This window comes from Sphingomonas sp. GW821-FHT12D09 (assembly GCF_058807215.1).
In genome coordinates, this window is sequence record NZ_JBXAQL010000001.1 from 65,079 (window position 1) to 87,305 (window position 22,227).

The 22,227-nt window shown below is 65.2% G+C and carries 18 protein-coding genes and 2 tRNA genes; 13 read left to right on the forward strand and 7 right to left on the reverse strand.

Going from position 1 to position 22,227, the window contains the following annotated elements; genetic code table 11:
- Nucleotides 1–395: 395 nt before the first annotated feature.
- Nucleotides 396–866: an Hsp20 family protein gene (locus tag AC1RPL_RS00365; RefSeq protein WP_493067274.1), complete on the reverse strand. Its 471-nt coding sequence runs from the start codon at nt 864–866 to the stop codon at nt 396–398.
- Nucleotides 867–1,115: 249 nt separating this feature from the next.
- On the opposite strand from AC1RPL_RS00365, the gene AC1RPL_RS00370 reads away from it, so the two are divergent.
- The 5 genes from AC1RPL_RS00370 to AC1RPL_RS00390 all read left to right on the forward strand — a co-directional run bounded on the left by AC1RPL_RS00370 (nt 1,116) and on the right by AC1RPL_RS00390 (nt 7,079).
- Nucleotides 1,116–3,587, forward strand: a complete 2,472-nt coding sequence (locus AC1RPL_RS00370; protein WP_493067275.1) for a TonB-dependent receptor — start codon at nt 1,116–1,118, stop codon at nt 3,585–3,587.
- A gap of 475 nt (nt 3,588–4,062) precedes the next feature.
- Entirely contained in the window at nt 4,063–5,313 is a 1,251-nt protein-coding gene (locus AC1RPL_RS00375; RefSeq protein WP_493067276.1) for a lipoprotein-releasing ABC transporter permease subunit, read from the forward strand.
- Entirely contained in the window at nt 5,306–6,010 is a 705-nt protein-coding gene (locus AC1RPL_RS00380) for an ABC transporter ATP-binding protein (protein WP_493067277.1), read from the forward strand. Before AC1RPL_RS00375 ends, AC1RPL_RS00380 begins: the two co-directional genes overlap by 8 nt.
- Nucleotides 6,007–6,603, forward strand: coding sequence for a GNAT family N-acetyltransferase (locus tag AC1RPL_RS00385; protein WP_493067278.1), 597 nt, complete (start codon nt 6,007–6,009; stop codon nt 6,601–6,603). Before AC1RPL_RS00380 ends, AC1RPL_RS00385 begins: the two co-directional genes overlap by 4 nt.
- Nucleotides 6,600–7,079, forward strand: coding sequence for a glutathione peroxidase (locus tag AC1RPL_RS00390; protein WP_493067279.1), 480 nt, complete (start codon nt 6,600–6,602; stop codon nt 7,077–7,079). The genes AC1RPL_RS00385 and AC1RPL_RS00390 overlap by 4 nt, the downstream gene beginning before the upstream one ends.
- 423 nt (nt 7,080–7,502) lie before the next feature.
- Here AC1RPL_RS00390 and AC1RPL_RS00395 read toward each other — a convergent pair whose 3' ends face one another.
- Nucleotides 7,503–8,012 (reverse strand): hypothetical protein, encoded by a 510-nt coding sequence (locus AC1RPL_RS00395; RefSeq protein ID WP_493067280.1) that lies wholly within the window; start codon nt 8,010–8,012, stop codon nt 7,503–7,505.
- Nucleotides 8,013–8,286: 274 nt separating this feature from the next.
- Between AC1RPL_RS00395 and AC1RPL_RS00400 the strand changes: the two genes are divergently transcribed.
- On the forward strand, nt 8,287–9,537 hold the full coding sequence (locus tag AC1RPL_RS00400; protein WP_493067281.1) for a tetratricopeptide repeat protein: 1,251 nt from the start codon (nt 8,287–8,289) through the stop codon (nt 9,535–9,537).
- A 56-nt stretch (nt 9,538–9,593) separates the two neighbouring features.
- Here the strand turns inward: AC1RPL_RS00400 and AC1RPL_RS00405 are convergent, their stop codons facing one another.
- Nucleotides 9,594–10,055 (reverse strand): Lrp/AsnC family transcriptional regulator, encoded by a 462-nt coding sequence (locus tag AC1RPL_RS00405; protein ID WP_180140546.1) that lies wholly within the window; start codon nt 10,053–10,055, stop codon nt 9,594–9,596.
- 181 nt (nt 10,056–10,236) lie between these two features.
- Here AC1RPL_RS00405 and AC1RPL_RS00410 point away from each other — a divergent pair, with 181 nt between their 5' ends.
- The 4 genes from AC1RPL_RS00410 to AC1RPL_RS00425 all read left to right on the forward strand — a co-directional run bounded on the left by AC1RPL_RS00410 (nt 10,237) and on the right by AC1RPL_RS00425 (nt 13,626).
- Nucleotides 10,237–12,378, forward strand: a complete 2,142-nt coding sequence (locus AC1RPL_RS00410) for a histidine kinase dimerization/phospho-acceptor domain-containing protein (protein ID WP_493067282.1) — start codon at nt 10,237–10,239, stop codon at nt 12,376–12,378.
- A gap of 1 nt (nt 12,379) precedes the next feature.
- Nucleotides 12,380–13,399, forward strand: a complete 1,020-nt coding sequence (locus AC1RPL_RS00415; protein WP_493067283.1) for a polysaccharide deacetylase family protein — start codon at nt 12,380–12,382, stop codon at nt 13,397–13,399.
- 25 nt (nt 13,400–13,424) lie between these two features.
- Nucleotides 13,425–13,501 (forward strand) — tRNA-Ile (locus tag AC1RPL_RS00420).
- Between the two features lie 48 nt (nt 13,502–13,549).
- A tRNA-Pro gene (locus AC1RPL_RS00425) sits at nt 13,550–13,626 on the forward strand.
- Between the two features lie 5 nt (nt 13,627–13,631).
- On the opposite strand, the gene dctA is transcribed toward AC1RPL_RS00425, so the two are convergent.
- From dctA to AC1RPL_RS00440, 3 genes are all read right to left on the reverse strand, one after another.
- On the reverse strand, nt 13,632–14,930 hold the full coding sequence (gene dctA / locus AC1RPL_RS00430; protein ID WP_493067284.1) for a C4-dicarboxylate transporter DctA: 1,299 nt from the start codon (nt 14,928–14,930) through the stop codon (nt 13,632–13,634).
- A gap of 124 nt (nt 14,931–15,054) precedes the next feature.
- Nucleotides 15,055–15,288 carry a hypothetical protein gene (locus AC1RPL_RS00435; RefSeq protein WP_493067285.1) on the reverse strand — a complete coding sequence of 78 codons (234 nt, stop codon included), beginning with the start codon at nt 15,286–15,288 and terminating at the stop codon, nt 15,055–15,057.
- Between the two features lie 185 nt (nt 15,289–15,473).
- Nucleotides 15,474–16,850, reverse strand: coding sequence for a M20/M25/M40 family metallo-hydrolase (locus AC1RPL_RS00440; protein WP_493067286.1), 1,377 nt, complete (start codon nt 16,848–16,850; stop codon nt 15,474–15,476).
- A 451-nt stretch (nt 16,851–17,301) separates the two neighbouring features.
- Between AC1RPL_RS00440 and ettA the strand changes: the two genes are divergently transcribed.
- The 3 genes from ettA (at nt 17,302) to AC1RPL_RS00455 (ending at nt 21,363) form a co-directional block, all read left to right on the forward strand.
- Nucleotides 17,302–18,981, forward strand: a complete 1,680-nt coding sequence (gene ettA, locus AC1RPL_RS00445) for an energy-dependent translational throttle protein EttA (protein WP_493067287.1) — start codon at nt 17,302–17,304, stop codon at nt 18,979–18,981.
- Nucleotides 18,982–18,988: 7 nt separating this feature from the next.
- Nucleotides 18,989–19,435 carry a GNAT family N-acetyltransferase gene (locus tag AC1RPL_RS00450; protein ID WP_493067288.1) on the forward strand — a complete coding sequence of 149 codons (447 nt, stop codon included), beginning with the start codon at nt 18,989–18,991 and terminating at the stop codon, nt 19,433–19,435.
- 158 nt (nt 19,436–19,593) lie between these two features.
- The gene (locus AC1RPL_RS00455) at nt 19,594–21,363 is read left to right on the forward strand and encodes a methyl-accepting chemotaxis protein (protein ID WP_493067289.1); all 1,770 of its coding nucleotides are present in this window, start codon (nt 19,594–19,596) and stop codon (nt 21,361–21,363) included.
- Between the two features lie 28 nt (nt 21,364–21,391).
- On the opposite strand, the gene AC1RPL_RS00460 is transcribed toward AC1RPL_RS00455, so the two are convergent.
- Nucleotides 21,392–22,189 carry a transporter gene (locus AC1RPL_RS00460; RefSeq protein WP_493067290.1) on the reverse strand — a complete coding sequence of 266 codons (798 nt, stop codon included), beginning with the start codon at nt 22,187–22,189 and terminating at the stop codon, nt 21,392–21,394.
- Between the last annotated feature and the right edge of the window lie 38 nt (nt 22,190–22,227).

The following is a 22,227-nucleotide window of genomic DNA, read 5'->3' on the forward strand; positions in this document are numbered from 1 at the left end:
ATATTGAACTGCGAGCATGGAAGAGGGGAGGGCGGAAGTCCTTCCCTCTTTTTGCTTTCCGGGAGCCGACGGCAGGCCATAGCCCTTTCCTACACACAAATGTTCCACTAATGTTCCGACGTCCCGCAAGGGCCGCTCTTTGAACTGGTGAAGCAGCAGCGAAGGACTGTGCGAACTTTCGTGTCCGCAACTGTCCGCTCGTGCGTCCTCCCGCTCTCGCGGGAGCGATACGGAATGGGCCGCGACACCCCGCGAGCGGCACAAACTCCGCCAACATCGGCGCCCGACGCATCCGTTTCGCGCGCACAAAACAAAGGGCGCCCGAACCGAAGTCCAGGCGCCCCCCGCTGCGACGTCCAAAGGGAGGAAGACGTCGCTAGCTCCGGTGTGTCAGCTCAGGCGGCGTCCGCCTCGCGATGCTCGATCGGGGCAGGCGCGCTGCCGCCGTTCACGGCGATCTTCTTGGGCTTCATCGCCTCGGGCACTTCGCGCAGAAGTTCGATCACGAGCAGCCCATCGGCCAGGTCGGCATTCTCGACGCGGACGAAGTCGGCCAGCTCGAAGCGGCGCTCGAAGCTGCGGGTGGCGATGCCCAGGTGCAGATAGGCGCCCTGGTTGTTCTCGTTCTCCTCGCGCTTCTTGCCGGCCACCAGCAGCAGGTTCTGCTGCGCGGTGATGTCGATCTCCTCGGCCTTGAAGCCGGCGACGGCGATCGTGATCCGGTAGCGGTCCTCGGCGACTCGCTCGAGGTTGAACGGGGGATAATTCTCGGATGCCTGCTGGCGGGCACTGGCCTCGAGCAGGTCGAACAGCCGGTCGAAGCCGATGGCCGAGCGGCGGAAGGGAGTGAAATCGAACTGGCGCATATCAAGACCTCTTGTTGGAGCGAATTGAGCGATATTCCGGGCGCCCGGTGATCCGCGACGCCGCGTCCGCGGCCCTTTCCGGCACCGCGTGAAGCTCAGATTGTGTTGGAGATCGGGGCTTTCAAGTGCGCCGAAACGAGCGGCTTAAGCGACGATCAACCAAGGCTAGGCATCGCTAAACATCTCCTTGCTCGCTAATACCCATCAAAGAAGTGGAGATTAAGCGCAACACGGCCAAAGGGGATGATCATGAGCCTTGCTTCGCTATCGCTGCTACTTCTAGCCAGTACTGCCACGACGCCGATCGGCGTCACCCGCGACGATCCGGCGCCCGTCGTCGCCACCGCCGACGAGCAGGACAAGGCCAAGCCCGCGCAGGACGGCAGCGGCGAGATCGTCGTCACCGCCCGCCGTCGTGAGGAGCGGGCGCAGGACGTGCCGATCGCCATCTCCGTGATCGGCGGCTCGACGATCGAGAATAGCGGCAACACCAACCTCAACCGCCTCCAGACCGCGTTGCCGGCGGTGCAGTTCTACTCGAGCAACCCGCGTAACTCCGCGATCAACATCCGCGGCCTTGGCGCGCCGTTCGGCCTCACCAATGACGGCATCGAGCAGGGCGTCGGCTTCTATCTCGACCAGGTCTATATCGGCCGCATCGGCGCCTCGACCTTCGACTTCGTCGATGTCGAGCGGGTCGAGGTGCTGCGCGGCCCCCAGGGCACGCTCTACGGCAAGAACACCACCGCCGGCGCGATCAACATTACCACCCGGGCGCCCAGCTTTACCCCTGAGAGCAAGGTAGAGCTGACCGTCGGCAATTACGACCTGATCTCGGCCAAGGCGTCGGTCTCGGGCCCGCTCAGCGACACGGTGGCGTTGCGCGTTTCGAGTGCGGTCACCAGCCGCGGCGGGACGATCGACAATGTCCGCACCGGCGAGGACCTCCACAAGCTGCGCACCAGCAGCTTTCGCGGCCAGCTCCTGTGGAAGGTGAACGAGGATATCGACCTGACCTTCTCGGGCGATTGGAACCTCCAGAACCCGCTGTGCTGCGTCCAATATTATGTCCGCACCGGCACGACCCAGCGCCCGCTCGCCCGCCAGTACGCCGCACTCGCCACGGCGCTGGGCTATGCGCCGCCGAGCACCGACGCGTTCGACCGCAAGACCGATCTCGATGCCGAGATCAACTCGCGCCAGGAGATCGGCGGCGCGTCGCTGGTCGCCAACTGGAACCTCGGCCCGGCGACGCTGACCTCGGTCACGGCGTGGCGCTATTGGGACTGGCAGCCGAAGAACGACCGCGATTTCATCGGCCTGCCGATCACCACCATCTCGCAGAACCCGTCGCAGCAGAAGCAGTTCAGCCAGGAACTGCGCATCGCCTCGAACGGCGATGGCCGCCTCGACTACACGCTCGGCGCCTTCTTCTTCCATCAGACGATCAATACCCAGGGCTCGCAGGTCCAGGGTGCGGCCGCCAGCCGCTGGCTGCTCTCGGGCGCCGATGCGCTCAACCCGAACGTGCTCAACGGGCTGACTTCGACCAACACGATCAGCTTCGACAACACCAGCTTCGCGCTGTTCGGCAAGCTCAACTGGGAGCCGGTGGACGGCTTCCATATCGCACCGGGCCTGCGCCTGAACTACGACAAGAAGTCGGGCTATTACGACTCGGTCGTCAGCATCCACAACGCGCAGTATAATTTCGATGCCAATGCCGATAACGTCGCGGCGCTTTTCGCCGCCACTTCGGGCGCGGCGCGGACGACCTTCCAGAACCAGATCAACACGCTGGCGCCGCAGCGCTACAGCCCTAGGTTCAGCGACTGGAACGTGTCGGGCGACATTACCGCCTCGTACGACATCTCGCCCGACGTCCATGCCTATGCGACCTATGCGCGAAGCTTCAAGTCGGGCGGCATCAACCTGTCGGGCCTGCCGCTCAACTCGACCAGCACCGGCGTCGATCTCGCCACCCAGACGGTGAAGCCCGAGAAGGTCGATCACTTCGAGATCGGCCTCAAGACCCAGTTCCTCGATCGCCGTCTGACGCTGAACATCGCCGGCTTCTGGACCGAGGTGAAGGACTATCAGGCGACGGTGAACAACAACGCGATCAACGTGATTCGCGGCTATCTCGCCAATGCCGGCAAGGTCCGCTCGCGCGGGTTCGAATGGGACGCCTCGTTCCGCCCGAGCCGCCAGGTCAACTTCTACTTCAACGGCGCCTATACCGACGCGAAGTATATCGACTTCAAGAATGCTCCGTGCCCGCCCGAACTGAGCGGCGGCACCGCCACGGCACCGGGCGGCGTCACCGATCCGGCAGGCACACCTGGCGGCCGCAGCCCGGCCTATTGCGACATTTCGGGCCAGGTGCTGCCGGGCATCTCGAAATGGGCGCTGAGCTGGGGCGGAGAGGTTCGCCAGCCTGTGGGCGATGGCGATGTCTATCTCGGCTATGACGGCAGCTGGCGCGACCGGTTCTCGTCCAACCCGTCGCCTTCGGCTTACACCTGGATCGAAGCCTATTCGCTGTCCAACGTCCGCCTCGGCTGGCGGCGCGCGGACTTCAATATCTATGGCTGGGTCCGCAACGTCTTCGACAAGCAATATTTCGAACTGCTCTCGACCCAGTCGGGCAGCACCGGCCTGATCGTTGGCCAGCCCGGGGATCCCAGGACCTATGGCCTGACGGTGAGCAAGAGCTTCTGAGGCTTCACGATCTGACCTCCTGCCATGGCCGGGGGAGGTTAGGGGAAGGGAGGCGGCGCCCGCACCGTCTCCCTTCTTTACCTGAGCGGTCGCGGGTGCGATTTGCGGGAGGCGGGGATTTCAGGGCCCTGAAACGGCAAACGCCCGGACCGTTTCCGATCCGAGCGCCTGCGTGACGAATGCTCGTCAGCCCCCTTTGTCAGGTCCATGCCCACACACTCGTACTTGCCTACGAGCGGGACTTGGAACCTCCCCGAACCACGGCCTTTCGCCTGCGTTTCGACGAGGGTTTTGCTAGGCGCACGAACCCGCTTTGTCACTGGCATTACAAAGGGTAGGCGCAGATTGGTGTCACCCTGTGTTGAATCGGCAACATAGTGGTCGGCAGTAGGAATTCGCCGCAGCCGTTGCGGGAATTCGTTACACCCCCTAGAGCAAGGGCAGGGCACCCTTCTCGGCGAGTTACCGGACGCGCATGCTGCTTTCACGTTACGAACGGATGATCGCCCGCCGCTATTTGCTGCCCGGGCGGAGCGAGGCGTTCATCGCCGTCGTCGCCGGGTTCAGCCTGGTTGCCGTCATGCTGGGTGTGGCCGCGCTGATCGTGGTGATGAGCGTCATGAACGGCTTTCGCGCCGAGCTGTTCGACAAGATCACCGGATTGAACGGCCATGCCGTGGTCCAGGGCTATGGCGGCCAGCTGCGTAATTGGCAGGAAGTGCTTGCGCAGGCCAAGGCGACGCCTGGCGTCACCAGCGCCACCCCGCTGATCGAGCAGCCGCTCTTCGCCACCTATAGCGGCCGCGCCGAGGCCATCCAGCTGCGCGGCATGCGGATCGAGGATATCCTCGACAATCCTACGCTCAAGGGCAAGGAAGTCGTCGGCTCGCTCAAAAGCCTGAAGCCCGGCGGCGAGCAGATCGCGATCGGCTCGCGGCTGGCGGAATCGCTGGGCGCCACCGTCGGCAGCGAGGTTTCGATCTTCAATCCCGCCGGCGCGGCCACGCCCTTCGGCACGATGCCGCGGATCGTGAAGTACAAGGTCGCCGCGATCTTCGAGATCGGCGTATACGACTATGACAAGGTGTTCGCGATCATGCCGCTCGAGGACGCGCAGACGCTGCTGCTGCTCGGCGATGGCGTCTCGATGATCGAGCTCGAGACGACGGACGCGGACCGGGTCGGCGAAATCCTCCAGCCCTTGGGCGACAAGGTGAGCAGTGTCGGACAGGTCACCGATTGGCGGCAGATGAACTCGCAACTGTTCGAGGCGCTGGCGGTGGACCGCGTCGTCTCCTTCACCATCCTGTCGATCATCCTGGTGGTCGCGGCCTTCAACATCGTCTCGTCGCTGATCATGCTGGTGCGCGCCAAGACCCGCGACATCGCGGTGCTCAGGACGATGGGCGCCACCCGCGGCGCTCTTATGCGTATCTTCGTCACCGTGGGCACCACGATCGGCGCGCTGGGCGTGGCGGCGGGCGGTGTACTCGGCTTCCTGTTCATCACCTTCCGCGAGCAGGTGGTCAGCTTCATCGGGCTGGTGACAGGTCAGAATATCTGGGATCCCTCGATGCGCTTCCTCACCGAACTGCCGGCCAAGACCGATCCGTTCCAGACGATCGGGATCTGCGTGATGGCTTTGATTTTCTGCTTCCTCGCCACCCTCTATCCGGCCTGGAAGGCCGCGAGCACCGATCCGGTGCAGGTGCTTCGCTATGAATAGCCTTGAGGGACGCGCCGTAGACGGCGCTGGGCCGGTGCTCCAGACGCGTGGCCTGAAGCGCAGCTTCAGTCAGGGCGGCCAGACGATCGAAGTATTGCGTGGTGTCGATCTCGACGTGCAGCCGGGCGAGATCGTCGCGCTGCTGGGGCCGTCGGGTTCGGGCAAGTCGACCCTGCTTCAGGCAGTGGGCCTGCTCGAAGGCGGGTTCGAGGGATCGATCCGCATCGCCGGCAAGGAAGCCGCGCAACTGCAGGCGGGCGGGCGTACGGAAGTCCGGCGGGATCATCTGGGCTTCGTCTACCAGTTCCACCACCTCCTGCCGGACTTCAGCGCGCTCGAGAATGTCGTGCTGCCGCAGATGATCCATGGTGCGCTGCGCGCCGATGCGGACAAGCGCGCCGAGGAATTGCTCACGGCGCTCGGCCTGGCGCAACGGCTGACGCATCGCCCGAGCCAGCTTTCCGGCGGTGAGCAGCAGCGCGTCGCCGTTGCCCGCGCGCTCGCCAACAAGCCGGCTTTGGTGCTGGCCGACGAGCCGACGGGCAACCTCGACGAGGCGACTGCGGACAAGGTGCTTGCCGAGTTCCTCACGCTGGTCCGCAACCAGGGCTCCGCCGCGCTCATCGCCACGCACAACGAGCGCCTCGCCGCACGGATGGACCGGGTGATGCGGCTGCATGAGGGTCATCTGGAGTGAATCCCTGGCGTGAGGTGCCGACGCTTGCGGGCCGTCACGTCACGCTCCGGCCGATGGTTCGCCAGGATCGCGCCGGGCTGCTGGATGCGTTCGAGGGGCTTCCCCAGCTCTTCCACACCACCGTGCCCGACCAAGACAATATCGATAGTTGGTTCGACCGGATCGGGGGCGATGTTGCGGCAGGTCGTGCCTTGCCCTTCACCGTCCTTGATGCTGATGGACGCATTTCCGGCGTCACCCGCTTCATGCGGATGAGCCAGAGCCATCGCCGCGTCGAGATCGGCGGCACGCTCTATGCACCGCGCGTGCAGCGCACCGGGCTCAACACCGAGGCGAAGTACATGCTGCTCCGTCATACCTTCGAGGTCCTCGACGCGAACTGCGTCCAGATCCGCACCGATTTCCTCAACCACGCCTCGCGCCGTGCAATCGAACGGCTGGGTGCGCGGATGGATGGCGTGCTGCGCGGGCATCTGATCCTGAAGGACCATATGCGTGACAGCGTGGTCTATTCGATCCTGGCGCATGAATGGCCGGGCGTTCGCCGCAATATCGAGCTGCTGATGGCGCGTTACGAAGGAGAGACCGCATGACTGCGATCACCGATATTCCCGTGACCAAGTCGGGCGGGGAGGCGACAACGCTCGCCGATCACGCCGGCGAAGTGCTGCTGATCGTCAATACCGCATCCAAATGCGGCTTCACGCCGCAATATGCCGGGCTTGAGGAACTCCATCGCAAGTACAAGGATCGCGGCTTCTCGGTGCTCGCCTTCCCATGCAACCAGTTCGGCGCGCAGGAGCCCGGCGATGCTGCGGAAATAGCGAACTTCTGCTCACTAACTTACGATGTGAGCTTCCCGGTCTATGCCAAGATCGACGTCAATGGCGACAATGCCGCGCCCCTGTTCGAAGCGCTGAAGAAGGCGGCGCCCGGCGTGCTGGGCAGCAAGGGGATCAAGTGGAACTTCACCAAGTTCCTGGTCGACCGCGCTGGCGACAAGGTCGAGCGGTTCGCGCCGACGACTAGCCCCGACGCGATTGGCCCCGAGATCGAGAAGCTGCTGTAAGCCGGTTTGGCGCCGGCAGCAGACGTACCGGCGGCGGCACCGGCCGGGCCGGACGGCGCAGGCTATCGAAGATGCTCGCCATCACGAAGCGGCTGGTCAGGCCGAGAAGCATGGCTGCGCCCGCCCGCTGCGGCCGTGCACGGCGCGTGCCACGTCCCTCCATGGGGGCGGCGTTACGCGGGCGGTGACGGCGCGGGGCAGGGGCTAGGGTCATGCGCTCGGCTACCGCAGCAGCGCTGGCCCCGGTCGCCCGGCGCCGCCAGACGACCTTTTGACCGGTCGGAATCTCTTCCCAATCCTCGCTGCCGATCGGGCGCAGTAGATCCTCGCCGCAGCGGATGCAAAGCGTGAACTCGGTCTCGCCGTTGCGATAATGGGTCGGCATCGCCGCATGACCAAGCAGGTGGCAGCGCAGCCCGGCCATCAGCGGCGGACCGGGCGGGCGCGGCGGCTGCCAGCGCGGGGTGCGTGGCGGTGCGTCAACTGCCAGGTCGCAAGCTCGCGGAAACGGCCATCTGTATGGGCCACGGCAAGCTGCGGATTCCATATCTCGAACCGATCACCGGCACCGACGACCAGCGCCACGCTTTCGATTCGGCCGAGATGGCGCATCACCGCTGGAAGCAGCAGTCCGCTCGTGCTGCGCGGGGCGACTTCGACGATGCCGAACAGCCGACGCATCCGTTCGTGATGCGCGCGGGCGTCGCGCCCGGCATCCTCGTCGGCGAGCCGCCAGCGCTCGGTGCGCGTTTGGATCTCGCCCAGATGCGATTTTGCATAGCCGACCAGGCACTGGTCGCGTTCATGGGTGGAGAGAAACAGGGGCTCGTCGGCGCCGGGGAGGCCGAGCGCATGAGCGGTGGGTTCTGCCAGCAGGACGTTACCGTCAGCATCCACTTCGCAAAGTGCGCACCCGAGATACAGCGAGCCCATTTTACCCCTTCCAACGCAACGCGTTACGCCACTGTCCACAAACTTATCCACAGGGTTAACGCACATCAACCAAAATATGCGCGATAAGGTGTTTCTGGTGCGAGACGAGGTGTGCGTGCGGCGGGCCGGGCGGCCCGGGCCGGGACAGCTGTTAAATCGGCATTCATCGCAAACCCGGCATCGACGTCGGGGATCGGCTTGAACGGCGGGGAAGGGGCAACTAGAGGTGCCCCGGAAAGCCCCCCGCTCTTTCCCCGTCTATGGAGAGTTTCGCATGAACTTCGCTTCCAAGCTCGCGCTGGCCGCCGTGCTGTCGCTGGGCACAACTGCGCTCACCGTGGCTCCGGCCGCCGCGCAGAAGAAGAAGGATGAAAAGGCCGACCCGAACGCGCTCAAGGTGAGCGACGAGTTTCGGAAGCCTGCCGCCCTCGCCGAAACCGCGGTGAAGGCCAAGGACTGGGCCACTGCCGAGCCGCAGATCGTCCTCGCCGAGGCTGCTGCCAAGAACGAGGACGAGAAATATTACTCGGCATGGCTGCGCCTGCAGCTCGAGATGGGCCGCGGCAACGAGAACGCCCAGATCGGCCCGCTCCAGGTCCTGTCGGTCAGCCCGCGCACCGCGCCGGACGCCGTCGGTCCCTACACGGCTCGCCTCAACTTCCTGCTGGGCAAGAATGCCGCCGCCGGAAAGAAGTATGCCGACGTCATCACCTACATGACCAAGGCGCGTCAGCTTGGCGAGAAGAACGTCGACGTTTCTCTGATGATGGCGAACGCCTACGGCGCCACCGGCAAGAACGTCGAGGCTGCCGCCGAAGCGCGCAACTCGATCGAGTTCGCCAAGTCGCTGGGCCAGAAGGCGCCGGAAGCCTGGTATCAGTTCGCCATCCCGAAGGTGAACGCCACCGGCAACCGCGATGCGATCGCGGACTGGCTGGCCTATTACCTGAAGGACTATCCGACGGTTAAGAACTGGCGCTGGGCGATGGAAGTGCTCGGCCAGGGCGCCAAGGGTACCGACCGCAATGCCAAGATCGAGCGCATCGACCTGTATCGACTGCGCCGTTCCACCAACGCGCTGGCCGATCGCGGCGACTATTCCGACTATGCCTATATCGCCCAGTCATCGGGCCTGCCCTGGGAAGCGATCTCGGTGATCGACGAAGGCCGCAAGTCCGGCAAGGTGCCGACAGCGGATCCGGACAGCACCAAGATCTATGGCGCGGCTCAGGCTGGCGTGAAGAGCAGCCCGTCGCTGGATACGCTGGCGAAGCAGGGTGGCGTCAACAACGCGGATGCGCTGCTCGCCGCTGGTGACAACGCGCGCGCGCTGGCACTGTACGATGCGGCGCTGGCCAAGGGTGGCGCCGACCTCAATGAGGTCAACTTGCATCGTGGCATCGCGCTGAGCCGACTGGGCCGCAAGGATGAGGCGAAGACGGCGTTCCAGTCGGTCAAGACCGGCCCGTTCGTCAACGTCGCTCTGCTCTGGCAGGTCTCGCTCGAATCGCCGCCGCTCAGCTGAGCGCGGCTTCGGCTACCGATAAGGAAGGGGCGGCCGCCGTGCCGCCCCTTTTTCGTTCAGGCGACCGGAACGCCGGGCAGCGCCTTGGATGTGCGAATGGTCAGCGAAGTCTTCACATGCTCGACATTCGGTGCCGGCGTGAGGCGCGTCGTCAGGATATGCTGGAAGCTCTGCAGATCGGGGGCGACGATCTTGAGGATGAAATCGATCTCGCCGTTGAGCATGTGGCATTCGCGGACCTCGGGGATCTCGGCCATCATCTGCTCGAACGCGCGCAAATCTGCCTCGGCCTGGCTTTTCAGGCTCACCATCGCGAACACGGTGAGATTATAGCCCAGCGCGGCGGGGTCGAGCGCGGCGTGATAACCGGTGATCGCGCCCTGCTGCTCGAGTGCGCGAACGCGCCGCAGGCACGGCGGCGCGGTCAGCCCAACACGTTCGGCAAGCTCGACATTGGTCATCCGGCCATTATCCTGAAGCAGGCCAAGAATCCGTACGTCGATATCGTCGAATCGCATTTATGTTCCTTTTAGCTTGTGATTCGTTTCCTTGTGTTGCGTTTAGACATAATATTATTACGTCGCAACGCAATTGTCCCACAATGCGACGTGCCGAAATGGGCGGTTCCGATCGGGCGTTTGGCGAGTTAAGGAATCGTTACGGCGCGCGTTGCAGCGCTGGGTAAAGGGTGGGCACGCGTTGCGCTTCGACGATACATTGGAGACCGTGCTCGCTTCGGATCTGAGCACGCCCTATGGCGTCCAGTCCGCATGGCGCCAGCTCGTCGATCTGATCGGGCGTCGCCGTGCCGTGGCCGGCAATCGCGCAATGGCGGTACTTCGCGCGATTCGCGATTCGGTGCCGCTGACGGTGCGCGCGGCGAGTGCTCGTGCACTCGAATTCTCCGATCCGCCGCCGCCCTTGGTTCGCCTGTTCGCACTGGATGAGTTGCAGGTCGCCTTGCCGGTGCTGCGCAGCGCCCGGATGAATTCGGCGGAATGGATCCAGCTCCTGCCCGAACTCGCGCCCGCGGGCCGCGCCGTGCTGCGCAACCGTCGCGACCTGAGCCCGGTGGTCCGCCGTGCGCTCGAGAGTTTCGGACCGATCGACTTCGTGCTGCCGGACGAGACGGTGAAGGAAGTCGCTGCGCCGGCCGAGCCCGCAGAAGCTGTGATGGCGGAAGAGGAGGTTGCGGAGGCCGTCGTCGCGATCGACTGGTCGGAAGTAGTCGAGTCCCCGGTTCCCGCCGAGCCCGAACCCGGCTTGGCCGAGGTGGAGCCGCAGCAAGAAGTTGTGCCCGATCCCGAGCCTGCTGAGGCTGAAGCGCAGTCGATCGTCTATTGGAGCGCCACCGCGCCGGTGCGCGACACCAGCCTGTCCGCGCTGCTCGCACGGCTACCGGAGCCGGCCTACGCTGTTCCCGTCGAAGCCGAAGCGCCGGCTCCGGCGGTCTTGGCGCCGCTCAATCCCGCGGAGGATCTGTCCTTCGTCGCACTGGCCGGCCTCGCCCCGTCCATGGCGCATTCCGCAGCGCAAGCCATTGAAGCATCGCAAAATCTGATCCGCTCGGTCCAATCCGGGACAGACGAGTCACTCGTTTCCGCTGAAGCGATTGCACCTCCCAAACCCGCGGCGCAGGGTCTGGCCATGGACTACGGAAACGCTCTTGTTGCGCAGAATGCGCAGCGGCTCGCGGAAGGCGCGGCGCACGACGACGGCACTTTCGAGATTGCCGAAGTCGTCGCGAGGATCGATGCGTTCTGGCGCCATCGGGAGGAAGCCGGCCCTGCCGAGTTGCCGATATTGCGCCCTGCCGACGAATTCCGTTTCGAGACCGATGCCAAGGGCATGATCCGTTGGGTCGATGGCGTCAGCCGCGCGCCGCTGGTTGGCGTATCGCTCGACAGCCAGGCCGCACCGGGCGCGACCGAGGCCTCACGTGTCGATGGCATCGCCGCCGGCGCCTTCCGCCGCCGGGCCGGCTTCTCCAATGCGCGGCTCGCCGTGGAAGGCGAATCGGATGCGGCGGGCGATTGGCTGATATCGGCGATTCCCGTCTTCGATCCGGCAAATGGCCGCTTCACCGGCTATCGCGGCACGGCGCGCCGACCGCGCGTGGATGAGCGCGCCGAGCCGCTGCGGACCCCGACGCCGTCGATGCCCGCCGATTCGCTCCGCCAGCTCGTCCATGAGCTGCGCACGCCGACCAACGCGATCGCCGGCTTTGCCGAGATGATCGAGGCGCAGATGCTCGGCCCCGTGGGCGATGTCTATCGTGATCGCGCCCAGGTGATCCGCGCCCAGGCGCGCGAGTTGCTTGGCGCTATTGATGACATCGACCTGGCTGCGCGGATCGACAGCGCCGCGCTGTCACTTGTGCCTGGCCAGATCGCGTTGCGCCCGGTGCTGGCGATGATCGTCGATGATCTCGCGCCGCTTTCGGAGCTGCGCGGCTCGGTGATCGCGCTGCCGATCGCCGACCTTTCCGTTACCGGCGATCGCCGTGCCGTCGAGCGGCTGCTTGCACGCCTTCTCGCTACGCTCGTATCGGCGAGCGGGCAGGGTGAGCGGATCGGTGTGCATGTGGCCGCCGAGGGCACCGACAAGGTGGCGATCACCATTGACCGTCCGCAGGCGCTGGCTGACTATCCGGGCGACCAGGTGCTCGACATCGATGACGAGCATGAGGACGCCACCTTGCTCGGCACGGGTTTCGCGTTGCGTCTGGCGCGCAATCTCGCCCGCGAACTGGGCGGCGCGCTGGTGATCGGGCCGGAGAGCTTGACTTTGCGGCTTCCGGCCGCCGTAAACGAGCAGGTGGGTCAGGCACATCTGAGCTGAAGTGGGCGAAGGGGCCCCCAATCGTGGCGGCTATCGCGTGCCGGCGCCCGATTCGGGTGCACGCGTGCATTGGCCGGATGATTTCGGCACGCGTTTCACGATCTTCGTCGATACCGAGGAGGAGTTCGACTGGGGAGCGCCGCTGCGCTCGGACGCCGACGGCACCAGCCATCTTACAGCGCTACCGCCGGTCCATGCGCGCTTCGCCGCGGCCGGCGTGCCGCTAACCTATCTGGTCGATTATCCCGTCGCGTCCTCCCCACTCGCCATCGAAGTGCTGGGCGGGGTGCTGGAAGATGGCCGCTCGGCGATCGGCACGCAGCTTCACCCCTGGGTGAACCCGCCACTGGAAGAGGAGGTGAACGGGTTCAACAGCTTCACCGGGAATCTCCCGCTCGCGCTGCAGCGTGCGAAGCTGGTGGCGCTCAGCGATCAGGTGACGCGCGCGTTCGGTAAGCGCCCGATCGTGTACCGCGCAGGTCGCTACGGGATCGGGCCGGAGACGCCCGCGCTGCTTGCCGAGCTGGGTTATCGGATCGATAGTTCGATGCGCGCCGGCTATGATTATTCGGCTGAAGGCGGCCCCGATTTCACCGGGATTGATAGGCACGCGTTCCGGCTCGGCAATGGAGTGATCGAGCTACCCTTTACCACCGTATTTACCGGTCGCATGCGGCGGGGCGGAGCCGGGCTGCACCGGAGGCTGGGGCGCTTGCCACGCGGGATCGGCGTGGCGGCGCGGTTGGGGCTGCTCTCGCGCGTTTCGCTCACGCCGGAGGACATGCCGCTGCACGAGGCGAAGGAGGCGGTGCGCGTCGCGCTGGGTGAGGGGCTGCGGTTGCTGAACTTCGCCTTCCACTCGCCTTCGGTCGAGCCCGGTCATACGCCCTATGTCCGCACGCAGGCCGATTTGACTGCGTTCCTACGCTGGTGGGACGAGATCCTCGCCTTGCTCGACCGGCTGGGCGTGCGGCCGGCATCTGTGGACGAGATCGTCGCAGCGTCTTGCGGCCCGGCCTGACCTTCCGCTAGGGCCGGATTGCTGGGGGCCTGTAGCTCAACTGGTTAGAGCTGGCCGCTCATAACGGCTAGGTTGCGGGTTCAAGTCCTGCCGGGCCCACCAGCGCCCCTTGTGTCTTCGGCTTCTAACGCCTAGGGCCGCAATCCGCGTCGGGGAGTGGCGCAGTCCGGTAGCGCGCCTGCTTTGGGAGCAGGATGTCGCAGGTTCGAATCCTGTCTCCCCGACCATTTCCTTACAATAGCGTAGCCGGCGCCGCTTCGCCGTCGAGCGCGCGGCGCAGGGCGTCGCGGTCGAGTCGGCCTTCCCAACGTGCCACCACGATCGTCGCCACGGCATTGCCGATGAAATTGGTCAGGCTGCGGCATTCGCTCATGAAGCGGTCCACACCCAGGATCAGCGCCATGCCGGCTACCGGGATCGAGGGCACCACCATCAGCGTCGCCGCCAGCGTGGCGAAGCCCGCGCCGGTCACGCCCGCGGCGCCCTTCGAGGTGAGCATCGCGGTGCCGAGCAGAATGAACTGGTCGGCGAGGGACAGGTGCACGCCGGTCGCCTGGGCGATGAACAAGGCTGCGAGCGTCATGTAGATATTGGTGCCGTCGAGATTGAACGAATAGCCGGCGGGGACGACCACACCGACCACTTCCTTGTCGCAGCCTGCGCGCTCTAGCTTGTCGATAAGGGCGGGCAGGGCGGCCTCGGACGACGAAGCGCCAAGGACGAGCAGCAGTTCGGCCTTTAGGTAGCGCAGCAGCTTCACGATGGAAAAGCCATTCAGCCGGGCGACAATGCCGAGCACGCCGAGGATGAACAGGAGCGAGGTGAGGTAGAAGGTCGCGACCAGACCGCCCAGGCTGACCAGCGCGGTGAGGCCGTATTTGCCGATGGTGAAGGCCATGGCGCCGAATGCGCCGAACGGGGCCAGGCGCATCAGGATGGCGACGATGCGGAACACCATCTCCGAGGCTTGCTCGAGCAGGTCGACCAGCGGGCGGACGCGCTCGCCGATGCTGGCCAGGGCGATGCCGCAGAGAATCGCGACGAACAGCACCTGGAGGATAGAGCCAGCGGTCAGCGCCGAGACCAGGGTGGTCGGGATGATCGCCATGATGAAGCCGGTGATGCTGGTCTCATGGGCCTGCTTCTCGAAACCGGCGACCTTGGCCTCGCTCAGGCTGTGCGGGTCGATGTGCATGCCGGCACCGGGCTGGACGACATGGGCGACGACCAGGCCGAGGAGCAGGGCGAGGGTGGAGAAGAACAGGAAATAGGCGAGCGCCTTGAGCACGACGCGGCCCAACGAGCCCAACTCACGGGCGCCGGCGATGCCGGTGACCAGGGTGAGGAAGATCACCGGAGCGATGATCATCTTGACCAGGTTGACGAAGGCGAGGCCCAGCCACTCGAGCGACGCACCCCAGGCGGGCCAGAGCGCGCCGACCAGGACGCCGGCGGCGATGCCGATCAGAACCTGGATGTAGAGGACCCGCCACCAGGGCTGGGGGGCTTGGCCCGTCGTTGCTGCGCTCATTTCCTCTCCCCCATTTGCCCCGGCATAGCGGAGCGCGCGTAAGGCCCAAACGGAAAAGGACGCCCCCTTGCGGGAGCGTCCTTCCTATCTCTCGGTCCGGCCGGGGCCGGGTGCCGAAAAGAGATCAGTGCGCGTTCGCGTTTGCCGCGTCGGCCTTGTTCTCTTCCACGTTCGCGGCGTTCTCGAGGACAGCCTCGGTGGTCGCGTTGGTGGTGTTGTCGGCAGCTGCTTCATACGCAGCGGCATTCGCCTCGTGCGAATCGGCAACGTTCTCGGCGGTGGTGTTGGTGGTGCCACCGTTGCAAGCCGCGAGCGACATCAGGCCGGCGGTCGCAGCAACAATCAGGATCTTCTTCATGCGGTTGCTCCTAAAGGAACTCAAACGTTTCGCAGCCGGCCCGATTAGCCGTCGCGAACCGTTGGAATAGCGGTCGTTGCGTTTGCGTCAATCGCAAATTCACCCATAGGCAAGATTTAGGACATTTTTTCGCCCAAATCTCGCCCGCTGGCGGCCATCAATGGCTCAGGCCGCCATAGGTTCCCTCACTCTCCCTCACCCTTGGGGATCGGCCCAATATCCTCCGGCGCGTTCGCTGTCACGGCCAACATCGTCGTCCAGGCTGCCACATTCTGCCGCAGCTGCTCCGGATCGATCTTGTCGAGCGTGTCGTCCGGCGTGTGATGATAATCGAAATAGCGCAGGCCCGACTGGCTGAGGTCGACGACGCCGACGCCGGTGTTGATCACCGGGCCGACATCGGTGCCGCCATGCGCGACTCCCCGCCCGCGCGAGATGCCGAGCGGGGAGAGGGCGACGGCCAGGCGGTCCGCGATCGGCTTGGCAGCGGCGGGCAGGTTCACTTCGAACTTCCAGACGCGGTCCGCACCGAAATCCGATTCCTGGGCCAAGACATGGCGCTCGTTCGCATGCGCCTTGGCATAGGCCGCGCCGCCGAAGCCGCCGACTTCCTCGGCACCGAACCAGACGACCCGGATCGTGCGGCGGGGCTGGCCGGCATCCATGATCCGCTTGGCGGCGGCAGTGGTGATCGCCACGCCAGCGGCATCGTCGATCGCGCCGGTGCCGAGATCCCAGCTGTCGAGATGCCCGCCAACCAGGATGATGCCCGCGGAGGGATCGCTGCCCGGCACATCGGCGATGACGTTGCCCGATTCGGCCTCACCCTTCATCCCCGCGGTGATCTGCACGCGCAGCTTCACCGGACCGCGCTTGAGCAGGCGGACGAGCTGCTCGGCATCCGGGAGAGACAGCGCGGCGGCGCCGATCGGCTTCACGTCCTTGGCCCAGTTGGTCACGCCGGTGTGCGGGTTGCGGTGATAATCGGTGCCGATCGAGCGGATCAGGATCGCCACCGCGCCCTTGGTCGAGGCGATGTTCGGTCCGGCGCGGCGGGCGCCGCCATAATAGCCATATTGCGAGCCGTCCTGCGTGGGCGTCATCGCATTGCCGACGAAGACGATCTTGCCCTTCACCGCTTCGGCAGGGGCTGCCTGGAGATCGGCGAGCGTCGGGAAATAAGCGACTTCGGCTTCGATGGGCTTAGGCCCCGTCGAGCCCGAATTGCCGAGTGCGGCGATGGTCAGCTTCTGCGCCGATGCGCCGAGCACTTCGGCAGTTTCGATCCCGCGCTCCCAGACCGGCATGCGGTAGGTCTCGATATGGACGTTCTTGAAGCCAAGCGCAGTGAGCTTCTTGACGGCCCAGGCGCGGGCCCGCGCTTCCGCCCCGGTCGCTGCCAGGCGCTGGCCGACTTCGGTGGTGAGGCCTTCGGTGATGTCCCAGGCGACATCGTCCTTGAGCGCCGCGTCGCGCAATGCGGCGACATCATGCGTCTGGGCGAGGGCGGGAAGGGGCAGGGCGAGCGCGGCGACAGCCGCGAGCAGGGTGCGCTTGGTCATGGCGGCGGACGCTAGTCGCCCCCGAAACATTTGCCAATGTGCCGCTGGTTTCCGGCACATTTCCAGGTGCCCGGCAGGCGAATATTCAACCGATTGGTTGTACAATTCCTTGAATCCCTTGATAGTCCAACGTGTGCGGGGGAAGCTCAACCGATTGGTTGAATGACACCCCGGACGCGGTCTTTTCTCTCCGGAAAAGGGCAACACACGAAATCCAACATTGCAAGCGCTGGGGTGACGCAGGTTAGTTTTCTCAAGGTCCGTCATCCCGGCGAAAGCCGGGACCAGAGCCACAAGTGGAACGGCGGAGAAACCCTGGGTCCCGGCCTTCGCCGGGATGACGAAATTGAGGCGTGCGCCTTGCCCGTGCCCGCGTTGCCATTTGGCCGGGTGATCGCTACATCGCGGCCAAACTTCCTGCACATCCAGACCTGCGAACGGAGACCGCCACGTGGCCGCCCAATACGCCTTCGTCATGAAGGACATGACCAAGACCTTCCCCGGCGCCAACAAGCCGGTGCTGAGCAACATCAACCTGCAATTCTATCAGGGTGCCAAGATCGGCATCGTCGGCCCGAACGGCGCCGGCAAGTCGACCCTGATGAAGATCATGGCGGGCGTCGACAAGGATTTCACCGGCGAGGCATGGCCGGGCGAGTATATCTCGGTCGGCTATCTGGAGCAGGAGCCCCAGCTCGATCCGACCAAGACCGTGCTCGAGAACGTCAAGCAGGGTGCGCGCGAGACCGCGGACCTGGTCGATCGCTTCAACGCGATCTCGGCCGAGATGGGCGATCCCAAGGACGACACCGATTTCGACGCGCTGATGGAAGAGATGGGCGAGCTCCAGACCAAGATCGACGCCGTCGATGGCTGGACGCTCGACAACCAGCTCGAAGTCGCGATGGAAGCGCTGCGCTGCCCGCCGGGCGACTGGTCGGTCGAGAATTTGTCTGGCGGTGAGAAGCGCCGCATCGCGCTCACCCGCCTGCTGATCCAAAAGCCGTCGATCCTGCTGCTCGACGAACCGACCAACCACTTGGATGCCGAAAGCGTCGAGTGGCTCGAGAACCACCTGAAGGAATATGCCGGCGCGGTGCTGATGATCACCCACGACCGCTACTTCCTGGATAACGTGGTGGGCTGGATCCTCGAGATCGATCGCGGCAAGTACTTCCCGTACGAGGGCAATTACTCGACGTACCTGGAGAAGAAGTCCAAGCGCCTCGAGCAGGAGGAGCGCGAGGAATCGGGCCGCCAGACTGCGATCAAGAACGAGCTGGAGTGGATCCGGCAGGGCGCCAAGGCCCGCCAGACCAAGTCCAAGGCGCGTATCGCCAAGTTCGAGCAGCTGGTCGAAGCGCAGAAGAACCGCACGCCGGGCAAGGCCCAGATCGTCATCCAGGTTCCCGAGCGCCTGGGCGGCAAGGTGATCGAAGTGGAGAACATCTCCAAGGCGTATGGCGACAAGCTGCTGTTCGAGAATCTCTCGTTCACGCTGCCGGCCGGCGGCATCGTCGGCGTGATCGGCCCGAACGGCGCCGGCAAGTCGACGCTGTTCAAGATGATCACCGGTGCCGAGACGCCCGACACCGGCTCGATCGAAATGGGTTCGACCGTCCGCCTGGGCTATGTCGACCAGAGCCGCGATCACCTGGACGACAAGAAGAACGTCTGGGAGGAAATCTCGGACGGCCACGACTATATGAAGATCAACGGGCACGACCAGTCGACCCGGGCCTATGTCGGCGCGTTCAACTTCAAGGGCGCGGACCAGCAGAAGAATGTCGGCAAGCTGTCGGGCGGTGAGCGCAACCGCGTCAACATCGCGAAGATGCTGAAGCGCGGCGGCAACGTGCTGCTGCTCGACGAGCCGACCAACGATCTCGACGTCGAGACGCTGGGCGCGCTGGAGGAAGCGATCGAGAATTTCGCGGGCTGCGCCGTGGTGATCAGCCACGATCGCTTCTTCCTCGATCGTCTCGCCACGCACATCCTCGCCTTCGAAGGCAACAGCCATGTCGAATGGTTCGAGGGCAATTTCGAAGCCTATGAGGAAGACAAGCGCCGCCGCCTGGGCGATGCGGCCGATCGTCCCACGGCGCTGTCGTACAAGAAGCTGACCCGCTAAAAAAGCGGTGCCGATCGGATATGAGCGCTGGCAGGGCGCGGTGGCGGATGCCGCCGACCCCTTGCTGGCGCTCTGCCGATCGATCTTCCCGGACTTCTCCGACGCCTATCTGCTCGACCGGCTGGCCAAGCTGGACGATCCGATGCTGTGGCTCGCCGTCGAGGCGGGCGAATGGAAGGGCTTCAAGCTCGGCTATCGACGTGGCGATGCGTTGCTCTACAGCTGGCTGGGCGGGGTCTCGCCCGACCTTCGTGGGCAGGGTGTCGCTTCCGAGCTGATGCGGCTGCAACATGCGGACGCCGGGAGCGAGGGCTATCGCTTCGTCGAGACCCGGACCCGCGCCGCCAACAATCCGATGATCCTGCTCAATTTGAAGCACGGCTTTCATGTCGCAGGCTTCGAGACCGATGCGCGCGGCATTCCCGTGGTGATCCAGCGCAAGGCACTCGCTTGATAATTAACTTGGCGATTAAAATTCATTAAATACAATTGTTTGCATCGCATATCTGAAGCGGATTATGCGATCCGGCCATAGGCGTTTTCGGTGCGCGCCAGTCGATTGCTCCGTTTTGACCTATAATTCCGGGAAAGACCTTACCCCCGGAGTTTAGAATGACGTTGAAGCAGAAGCTGCTCGCCGCGCTAGTGATGCTGGGGATCGTCCTCGGCGCCCTGATCGCCGGCTTTTCCTGGTCCGCGACGACGAGCCGGAACGCGCTGCATACGGTGCTTGCCGACCGCGTGATCCCGCTCAAGGATCTCAAGCTGGTCGCCGACAGCTATGCGGTGAACATCACCGATTCCACCCACAAGGCGCGCAACGGCAATCTCTCGTTCGCGCAGGCCCTCAATAACATCCAGAAGGGCAAGCGCGATATCGACGCCGCATGGAAGCGCTATGCGGCCACCGACGCCACGCCGGAGGAAGAGGCGCTCGCCAAGCAGGCCGAGGACGTCATGGCCAAGGCCAATGATGGCGTCGCCAAGGTCGAGGGCTTTCTGCAGGCGGGCGACCGTGTCGGTCTCGATCAGTTCGTGACCAAGGAACTCTATGCCGAGATCGATCCGGTTTCGGACAAGGTCGGCAAGCTGGTCGACATGCAGATCAGCGTCGCCAGCGACGTGACCACCGATGCGCTGGGCTGGGCGAAGGTCGCCAGCGCCATCGTGATCGTGCTCGGCCTGATCGCGCTCGGCGTGCTGGGCGGCGCCTTCTACATCGTCAGCCGCAAGGTGGTGGCGCCGATCAAGGGGCTGGCCGAGGTGATCCACGGCATGGCGCGCTCGAGCGGTGTCACCAAGGTCCCGCATACCGACCAGCGCGACGAGATCGGCGACATCGCCCGCTCGGTCGATGCCTATCTGGAATCGGTGATCGCCAAGGAGCGCGATGCCGCGGCCGCTGCGGCCAAGACGCAGAAGATCGTCACCACCGCGCTGGCCGATGGCCTTTCGGCGCTGGCGGCCGGCGACCTGACCGAGGAAATCCGTGTCGATTTCCCGGAGAGCTATGCGACGCTCAAGACCAACTTCAACAGCGCGCTGACCGCGTTGCGTGCCCTGATCGCTTCGGTGAACGAAGGCGCGTTGGCAATCCAGTCGGGTTCGACCGAGATCGCCCAGGCTTCGGAAGACCTGGCGCGCCGCACCGAAGGCAGTGCTGCCAGCATCGAGGAGACCTCGGCTGCGCTCACCCAGATGGATGCGCGCCTGCGCGGCTCGGCCGAGGCGGCCGGCCAGACCGTGCGCAGCGCCGACGAGGCGATCCGCGTGGTCGGCGACGGCCGCACGCTCGCCGAGCAGGCCGTCACTGCGATGGGCCGGGTCAGCGACAGCGCGCGCGGCATCGACGACGTGATCGAAGGCCTCGACAAGATCGCCTTCCAGACGCGCGTCCTTGCGATGAACGCGGCGGTCGAGGCTGGCCGTGCGGGTGAGGCGGGCCGTGGCTTCGCGGTCGTCGCCGATCTCGTCTCGGCACTGGCGATGCGCGCCGAGGAAGAGGCAAAGCGGGCGCGCGAGCAGCTGACGGTGACGCAGGAGGAAGTAGGCTCGGCAGTGGACGCGGTGCAGCGGATGGACACGGCGCTCGAGGCGATCTCGGGCGGCGTGGGCGCCGTGCACAAGCTGCTCGACGCCATGGCCGCGGACAATCAGGCGCAATCGACGGCGATCACCCAGATCGTCAGTGCCGTGAGCGAGCTCGACCGCGGCACCCAGCAGAACGCGGCGATGGTCGAGGAAACCTCGGCTGCCTCGCGCAACCTGGCGGTGGAAGTCGCCAATCTCGCCGACCAGGCCGGGCGCTTCCGCACCGGCCCGGCGACCAGCGCCACGCCGCGTGCCCGTTCGGCACCGCAGCTGCACAGCGTCGCTGCCTGAGGCTATCCCGGGGATCGCGCGCGGCTCGCTAGAAGCGGCGGGCGATCCCCAGATAGAGTTCCACGTCCGGGCTCGCGGCGTTGAGCCCGGCGACGGCGCCCATGTCGAGCTGGAGGTTCGACTTGGGCTGCCAGGCGATGGACAGGCTGGCGAGCGCCTGGGTGGCGTGCCCGGCGGGATCCCGGTCGCGCACCGCTTCGAGCTCGAGCGCGCTGCTCACCGACTTGGTCAGCGCCGCGCTGAGGCCGACCGCACTGCCATAAGCCAAGTGGCGGCCGTGGCGGTCGCTGTCGGGCGCGGCATTGACTTCCGGGGTCAGGGTCAGGCCGAACCTGTCGCCAAGGCTGTAGCTGAGCGGGACGATCAGCCCGCCGCCCCAATCGCCCGCGCCGAGCATCGCTCCGCCGGTGGGCAGGGTAGCGTAGGGCATCACTGCCAGCGCGAAGCCCGAACCGTCCGGATGCGAGAGGTTATGGCGCACGGCGAGGGTCGTGTCGCCGGTGCCGCTGGCGTGCGTGACGGCGCCCCCCTCGCGGGTGCGGACCGCGCCGAGCGCTGTCCAGCCGACCTGCACTTCGGTGTTTGGCGAGACGCCGTAGCGCAGCAGCAGGTCGCCAAAGGTGAAGCTGTCGCTGCGCTGGCCCGGCGCACGGTCGAGCGACCAGTCCAGCATGCCCATCTCCGCCACCAGATGCCCCGGATCGACGGTGCAGGCGGGCGTGTCGAGGCCGGGCCGGTCGGGGCAGAGCGGGCGAAGGTCCTGCGCTTGCGCGGTACCGACCGTAGCAAAAGCTGCGAGCGCCAGCAGGGGCAGATGCTTGATCATCCGCCCCTTATAGCCCTAGCCTTCGCGCAAGGGGAGCC

Coding starts and splice junctions, on each gene's coding strand:
- AC1RPL_RS00365 (WP_493067274.1), bottom strand. CDS start 866: ATGCGCCAGTTCGATTTCACTCCCTTCCGCCGCTCGGCCATCGGCTTC.
- AC1RPL_RS00370 (WP_493067275.1), top strand. CDS start 1,116: ATGAGCCTTGCTTCGCTATCGCTGCTACTTCTAGCCAGTACTGCCACG.
- AC1RPL_RS00375 (WP_493067276.1), top strand. CDS start 4,063: ATGCTGCTTTCACGTTACGAACGGATGATCGCCCGCCGCTATTTGCTG.
- AC1RPL_RS00380 (WP_493067277.1), top strand. CDS start 5,306: ATGAATAGCCTTGAGGGACGCGCCGTAGACGGCGCTGGGCCGGTGCTC.
- AC1RPL_RS00390 (WP_493067279.1), top strand. CDS start 6,600: ATGACTGCGATCACCGATATTCCCGTGACCAAGTCGGGCGGGGAGGCG.
- AC1RPL_RS00395 (WP_493067280.1), bottom strand. CDS start 8,012: ATGGGCTCGCTGTATCTCGGGTGCGCACTTTGCGAAGTGGATGCTGAC.
- AC1RPL_RS00400 (WP_493067281.1), top strand. CDS start 8,287: ATGAACTTCGCTTCCAAGCTCGCGCTGGCCGCCGTGCTGTCGCTGGGC.
- AC1RPL_RS00405 (WP_180140546.1), bottom strand. CDS start 10,055: ATGCGATTCGACGATATCGACGTACGGATTCTTGGCCTGCTTCAGGAT.
- dctA (WP_493067284.1), bottom strand. CDS start 14,930: ATGAGCGCAGCAACGACGGGCCAAGCCCCCCAGCCCTGGTGGCGGGTC.
- AC1RPL_RS00435 (WP_493067285.1), bottom strand. CDS start 15,288: ATGAAGAAGATCCTGATTGTTGCTGCGACCGCCGGCCTGATGTCGCTC.
- AC1RPL_RS00440 (WP_493067286.1), bottom strand. CDS start 16,850: ATGACCAAGCGCACCCTGCTCGCGGCTGTCGCCGCGCTCGCCCTGCCC.
- AC1RPL_RS00455 (WP_493067289.1), top strand. CDS start 19,594: ATGACGTTGAAGCAGAAGCTGCTCGCCGCGCTAGTGATGCTGGGGATC.
- AC1RPL_RS00460 (WP_493067290.1), bottom strand. CDS start 22,189: ATGATCAAGCATCTGCCCCTGCTGGCGCTCGCAGCTTTTGCTACGGTC.